The sequence below is a fragment of the Collinsella sp. An2 genome, from assembly GCF_002160065.1.
Classification (GTDB): domain Bacteria; phylum Actinomycetota; class Coriobacteriia; order Coriobacteriales; family Coriobacteriaceae; genus Limicola.
The window spans coordinates 1-6,434 of record NZ_NFJW01000034.1 but is presented as its reverse complement, the minus strand read 5'-3'; the positions used below and the strand labels follow the sequence as shown (position 1 = coordinate 6,434).

Annotated in this window: 4 protein-coding genes; 2 read left to right on the top strand and 2 right to left on the bottom strand. The window is 62.7% G+C overall.

Annotation, left to right across the window (positions count from 1 at the left end; genetic code table 11):
- Window positions 1-87 precede the first annotated feature (87 nt).
- Window positions 88-816 carry an aquaporin gene (locus B5F33_RS10650; RefSeq protein WP_087411800.1) on the bottom strand — a complete coding sequence of 243 codons (729 nt, stop codon included), beginning with the start codon at window positions 814-816 and terminating at the stop codon, window positions 88-90.
- Between the two features lie 232 nt (window positions 817-1,048).
- Here B5F33_RS10650 and B5F33_RS10645 point away from each other — a divergent pair, with 232 nt between their 5' ends.
- Together B5F33_RS10645 and B5F33_RS10640 are read left to right on the top strand one after the other, a co-directional pair.
- Window positions 1,049-1,951 carry a transporter substrate-binding domain-containing protein gene (locus tag B5F33_RS10645; protein ID WP_087411799.1) on the top strand — a complete coding sequence of 301 codons (903 nt, stop codon included), beginning with the start codon at window positions 1,049-1,051 and terminating at the stop codon, window positions 1,949-1,951.
- Window positions 1,952-1,960: 9 nt separating this feature from the next.
- Complete coding sequence (locus B5F33_RS10640; protein ID WP_087411798.1) at window positions 1,961-5,050, top strand: mechanosensitive ion channel domain-containing protein; 3,090 nt, start codon at window positions 1,961-1,963, stop codon at window positions 5,048-5,050.
- A 253-nt stretch (window positions 5,051-5,303) separates the two neighbouring features.
- Here the strand turns inward: B5F33_RS10640 and B5F33_RS10635 are convergent, their stop codons facing one another.
- Window positions 5,304-6,221 (bottom strand): LysR family transcriptional regulator, encoded by a 918-nt coding sequence (locus tag B5F33_RS10635; protein WP_087411797.1) that lies wholly within the window; start codon window positions 6,219-6,221, stop codon window positions 5,304-5,306.
- Window positions 6,222-6,434 lie beyond the last annotated feature (213 nt).

Sequence of the window (6,434 nt, the reverse complement as noted above, 5' to 3'; positions counted from 1 at the left end):
CGAATCCTACACCTGCGGGGACGCGTCCGGAAGGCCGCCCGCAAGGGCGCGCCCCCGTCGCGCTAGGTGCGGAAACGCCCTGATCGCTCAAAGCGTTTCGCTGAGGTTGAAAATCAACCACTTCTTGAACGCAGCGAAGATCGCGGCAGCGATGCCAGCGCCCACGAGCGGGGCGAAGATGAAGACCCACACCTGGTCGAGGGCGAGCGTGTTGCCCTGCGTGGCCATGGCGAGCGCCGGGCCAAAGCTGCGGGCGGGGTTCACAGAGGTGCCGGTCAGCGGAATACCCATGATGTGCACGAACGCAAGAGTAAGGCCGATCACGATGCCGGCGAAGTGCGAAGTCTTGCCGTCTGCGGTCACGCCCAGGATGGTGAGCACGAAGACCGCGGTGAGGACGACCTCGACCACGAAGGCGCCAATCATGCTGATGCCGGTGGACGAAGCCTCGCCAAAGCCGTTGCAGCCAAGGCCGGTGGCAGCGACGCCGCCCAGGTCGGCGCAGCTGTTGATGATGAACATGAGCAGGAAGGCAGCAACGATGCCGCCCACGAACTGGCCCACCCAGTAACCGAAGAGGTCCTTGAGCGAGATGCGCTTGTCCGCATAGAGGCCGAAGGTCACGGCCGGGTTGATGTGGCAGCCCGAAACGTTGCCGATCGCAAACGCCATGGCCACGATGGACAGGCCGAACGCAAAGGCGATGCCCAGCGTGCCGAGCGCGTCACCGGCGATGGCGGCGCTGCCGCAGCCGAAGAACGTAAGCACAAACGTGCCGAGCGCCTCGGCAGCATACTTCTTGATGGAATCCAACATATCCTCCTATCACTTGGCCCAAACCCCCACCGAGCTCGGGCTCAGACGCGGAACCTCCCCGCGACAAACCAGCACAATCTATCGAAAACCCCCAAAGCGCAGCAACGGAAAACTAACGCTTCAACCTGCCATTGATGCCTCAAGCATCCCTCTCGGGAGGGTCAGTTTCTTTCGTATAGTTAGCTCGCATGTCTATACGTATGTCTCTAGACCCCGTTGCATGAGGTGAATCTTGAACATTTCGAGAAGAACGCTGGCAGCGATGGCCCTGGCGGCAGCCGGGCTACCCATCGCCGCGGCGACTGGCTGCACCGACAAAACAACAGAATCGACCGCCGCCCGAAGCGGATCTGCGGGTTCAGGAGCTCTGGCAGGAAGCGCCCAGACGAGCGCCCCGACACCCGCCCCCGCAGGAGATACCATCCGAGCCGGCGTTCGCGCCGACGTCGTAGGATTCGGCTATCTCAACGAGAACACCGGTAACTACTACGGCCTCGAGATCGACATCGTGCGCGAGCTAGCAGACCGCATCGGCTATAGCGAGGTCGAGTTTGTGACCGTCACCCCCGACGACCGCAAGGAGATGCTCCTCGAGGGCAAGATCGACCTCATCGCAGCCTGCTACTCCATCGCCGAGACGCGTCTTAAGAACTTCGACTTCTCGCCCGCCTACTACGACGACGCCGTGATCGCCGTCGTGCAGAACTCGTCGATGATCGAGAGCATCGACGACCTCAAGGGCGGCATTTTCGGAACCATGGCGGGCTCGAACGCCGCCCCGCTCCTCAGCCAGAAGCTTTACGACATCGGCTTTTCCAACGGCGAGGTCGTCACCGCCAACGAGGACAACTCCGACGTTTCCTTCGACACCTGGCGCCTGCTGCAGTTCCCCAGCTACCAGGAGCTTTCCGACGCGCTCGAAGAGGGCTGCATCGACGCGATGGTCCTCGACGGCGCCATTGCGCACACCTATATGAATGACAAGCGCGTCGTACTCGACGACTTCACGGTAGCCGAGCAGTCGTACGGCGTCGCCACGCCGAAAGGCTCCGAGCTCAGCAGCCTCGTAGCCGACGCCATTCAGGACATGCTCGACGATGGAACCATCGAGCAGCTCACCGACAAGTGGGACTAGGAGATGACGATGCCCCGCACCTTAACACGCATCTATACCCTCAAGATCGCCCTCATCGTGGGCGCGATCGCCGTCAGCATGCTCGTCATGGGCGCGCTGTTGGGCGGCATGCAGGAGCAGCTGACACGCGCGAGCTATGACACCGAGATGGAGGCCGAAGCGACCGAGCTCAAGGGGCTTCTCGCCGACGCCGAGGACGAGGCCGCCCAGAACAAGGCGACCTTCGATGCGGTCTACCAAGCCAAAGCGCAGGCCCTCTCGTATATGGCGGCAAACGACACCGGCTTCGAAGCCACCGACGCCAAGATGTCCGAGTATCGCAAACTGCTGGACGTCGACAACGTCCTTGTGGTCAAGCGCGACGGCACCGTGGTGGCCAAGGCGGCCCGCACCATGGCGGACTTCTCCTATATGCGCTTCAACTACCTGCGCGAATGCCTCTCCACCGGCGAGCCCTCCCGCGCGGTCGAGATCGAGCTCCCCGAAGAGGATTGGCTCATGCGCTACTACGCGGCGCGGCTCGACGCCGACACCATGATCGTGATCGAGCAGAGCCCCGCCGAACTGCGCGCCCTTGACGCCGAGACGAGTTCCATCGAAAGCGTGCTGCGCAACGTGAGCGTAGGCCAAGGCGGCTACGTGTTTGCGCTTTCGGCGCAGACCTACCTCATCGAGTATCACCCCGATTCCACCCTTATCGGCACCGATGCGCTCGATGCGGGCATCGACGTGGCCCAGCTTGAGGACGGCGCTACCGCACAGCTCACGCTCGACGGCGAAGACCTGTACTGCCGCGTGAGCCTCATCGGCGATACCTACTACATCTGCGCCGTCCCCGAGGCCTCGCTTGCATCGGCTCGCCTCGTGACCGTCGCCGTCATCCTGTTCGTGTTCTTCGCGGTCATCTGCACCGTCACGCTCTACGGCGTCTTCGTCATGCACCAGGAGGAGCGCGACGGCAACGAGGACCAGCATGTCGTCCATCTGGGACGCCTGCGCTACAACCGCGAGATCGGCCGCCGCGCCGCCATCTTCTCGCTCGTAGGCTTCATCGCCATCGTGGCCGTGTCGTTCTATATGCAGACGCTCTTCGCGCTCTCCACGCAGTCGGTCGTCAACAAGGAGCGCGCCGCCTCGATCGCCGAGACCATCGAGCGCGTCAACGACCGCGCTGACGACCTTACCAAGCAGTACGACGAGCGCTACCTCTCCACGGCCCGCGTGGCCGCCTATATCCTTGAGGCCAACCCCGAGCTCGCGACCAAGGCTAAGATGCAGGAGCTCGCCGACGCCCTGCAGGTCTCGGGCGTCTATCTGTTCAACGGCAGCGGCGACATGGTGGCCTCGAACGCCCCCTACGAGCACTTCTCGCTCTCCAAGGACAAAGGCGACCAGTCCTACGCGTTTTGGCAGCTTCTGCAAGGCGTGGACAGCCTCGTGCAGGAACCCATGGCCGACGAGATGACCGGCGAGCTGGTGCAGTACATCGGTGTTGCAACCTACGACGACGCCGGCTATGTCAACGGCTTTGTGCAGGTCATAGTTCACGCCGACCGACTTGAAGAGCTGCTCTCGACGGTGCAGATCGACCACGTGCTCGACGGCGTCAAAGCCGGGTCGGGCGGATTCGCCTTCGCAGTGAACAAGGCGGACGGCACCATCGCCTACTATCCCGACGCCTCGCTCGTGGGCAAGAAGGCGACCGAGGTGGGGCTTGAGGACCATCAGCTGCGCGGTGGCTACGACGACTACATCACCGTGAACGGCACCACCTACTACGCCTCGTCGGTCGAGACCAGCGACTACTACGTATATGTGGCGGGCCCCGAAGGCGAGCTCATGGCGCAGCGCGGTCCGCTCACCGTGGCCACCGGCGCGGTCGCCCTCGTATGCCTTGTCGTCACGTTCTTCCTCGTCTCGTTTGAGCCCTCGCACGAGCCGGCCCTGCTTAAGGCGCAGGAGAGCGACCCGGGAGCCGGGCGCGTGTTTGACATCGAGACGCCCTCGGGACGTCGCGCCAAGACCGAGTCCGCGGCAAGCCGCTGGCTCAACCGCTCCCTCGACTGGAACCACATGACCCCCGAGCAGAAGCTCGGCTACGTGCTGAAGCTCTTTGTTGGCGTGGCTGTGGCGGCCGTCTTTGTCTCCGTGCTCTTCAAAGACCAGATCTTCGGTAGCAACTCCGTCTTCGGCTACATCCTCGGCGGCGGCTGGGAACGCGGCCTCAACATCTTCGCCATCACCGCGAGCGTCATGACCGCGTGCGTGATCTTTACGATCTCTTGGGTGGTCCAGAAGGTGCTTCACCTGCTCTCCGACGCCCTCTCCGCACGCGGCGAGACGGTCTGCCGCCTGCTGGTGAGCCTCACCAAGTACGGCGCCATCCTGGGCGTGCTGTACTGGTGCCTGGCTACCGTGGGTGTCGATACCGCCACCCTCCTGGCAAGCGCGGGCCTGCTCACGCTTGCCATCTCCTTCGGTGCCAAGGACCTGGTGACCGACCTGCTCTCGGGTCTCTTCATCATCTTCGAGGGCGAGTTCCGCGTCGGCGACACCATCTCGGTGGGGTCCAACACCGGCACCGTCATGGAGATCGGCATTCGCACCACCAAGATCAACGACGGCAACGACAACGTGATCGTGCTGCGCAACAGCGCCATCTCCAACGTGGTGAACCGCACCAAGCTCGACTCGTTCGCCCTCATCGATGTCGATGTGGCCGTGGGCGAGGACCTGCCGCACCTGGAGAACGTTCTCAAGGAAGCGCTGCCGCGCATTGCCGAGCGCCAGCCCATGATTCTGGACGGCCCCTTCTATCGCGGCATCGTGGCCCTCACCCCCACCACCATGACCGTGCGCGTGATTGCCCGCTGTGCAGAGAAGAACCGCGGCGCACTCGAGCGTAACCTCAAGCGCGAGATGCGCCTGCTGCTCACGCGCTACGACATCGCACCGTACCAGCTTACGTTCGAGCACGACGACGACATCGACGCCTGCGAGCGTCCAAACGAGTCCGACGAGCTCGAGGGAGCCGACGACTTCGTGGAGAGCCAGGACGCCTCCATCGGCAAGTACGACGGCGATAAGAAAAAGAGCTAACAGACGCCTGTTGCGGGCCGGCTTCACCTGAGGCCGGCCCGCGCAGATACTCCCCTGCCTCAGACCCCTTCGCCAAACGAAGCGCCGGGCCGGGCGACCTTACGAGAGGTTGCCCGGCCCGGCGCTTTTGTTGTATCCAAGCTAGTTTGGAAGCCATGTGGCCGCATGCGGTGCGCAGCGCGCTTCGCAAACAGCACCGTAGTCAGTGGGAGGGACCCAGCTTTTTGGCGGCAAACGGACCCCTACCCCACCATCATGAGCCGAGGAGCTTCATAACGTTGGCGAAGTCCTTGAGCATGAAGTGCTCAAACTTGAGATAGCGCTCGGACTTGTGGTCTTTCGCACTCACCGCGCAGACAGAGATCGGGATGCTATCCTTCGGCACAAACCGCAGCATCGACCAACTCGGCGACATCGCAAACGCCGAGATGCCCACACCCATCGTGAAGCCAAATTCATCCCTGAGCAGGTGCTTCACCTCGTCTTGTGTTCGCACGTTGACCACGCGCGAAGTCATGCCGTTTTTGAGATACAGGTTGAGAATCGTCTCGTTGAAATCGTCAAGGCCCTCGGCGTGCCCCACAGGATACGGCGCCAGGTCCTCGATCGTGATGAGCTTCTTTTTGCGCAGCGGGTGCTTGTTTGCAACAAACACGCCAACGGGCAGCGAGCCCACGCGCACACAGTCGCACAGCGGATTGGCATACTCGCCGACGGTGATGAGGGCGTCCAAATCGCCCGAGAGCAGCTGCGGCACCGCCTCATAGCCCATGCAAAGGCCAAAATCGACCTTCATGGCAAGCTGCTTGGATAAAAAGCGCTCGAGCCCGGCGCAGACGATACGGTAATTGTTGAAGTACGGCACCGCGAGCAGAATGCGGAACACGTCGTCATGTGCAGCGCCGGCAGCGTCGCGGCGAGCCTCGAGCACCTTGCCCACCTGGTCGAACGCAACAAGCGCCTGCTCGGCGTATTGATTGAGCTCGATGCCAAACGCGGTAGGCACCACGCCTCGGCTGCGGCGCACAAAGATCGGCCCACCAAGCTCGGACTCAAGCTCCGCGATGGCCTTCGAGACCGCCTGCACCGTCACGTCCTCGGCACGCGCGGCGGCCGAAAAACTCCCCGTGCGCATAACCGCACAGAAATACCGAAGCTGCTGTATATTCATGCAAAACCCCATTACGCCGCGCATGCGCGGTCTACCCAGGCGGCTTGCGCCGTCGGGGTTTCCCCTCGTTTCGTATCTATCCCTTTTATTGTATGGCTGTGTTAACCCTCCATTTGTACGCCCATCTCGGGATGGAAGGGGTAGGGCGCCCCGACGCGCTCCCGCCAGCTGAGGCGGTACCGCGCCGTGCCCATGTGCTCCCGGATCGCGCCG

Excerpts from the sequence above, each read along its gene's own strand:
- B5F33_RS10640 (WP_087411798.1), top strand. The coding sequence starts at position 1,961 with ATGCCCCGCACCTTAACACGCATCTATACCCTCAAGATCGCCCTCATC.
- B5F33_RS10650 (WP_087411800.1), bottom strand. The coding sequence starts at position 816 with ATGTTGGATTCCATCAAGAAGTATGCTGCCGAGGCGCTCGGCACGTTT.
- B5F33_RS10635 (WP_087411797.1), bottom strand. The coding sequence starts at position 6,221 with ATGAATATACAGCAGCTTCGGTATTTCTGTGCGGTTATGCGCACGGGG.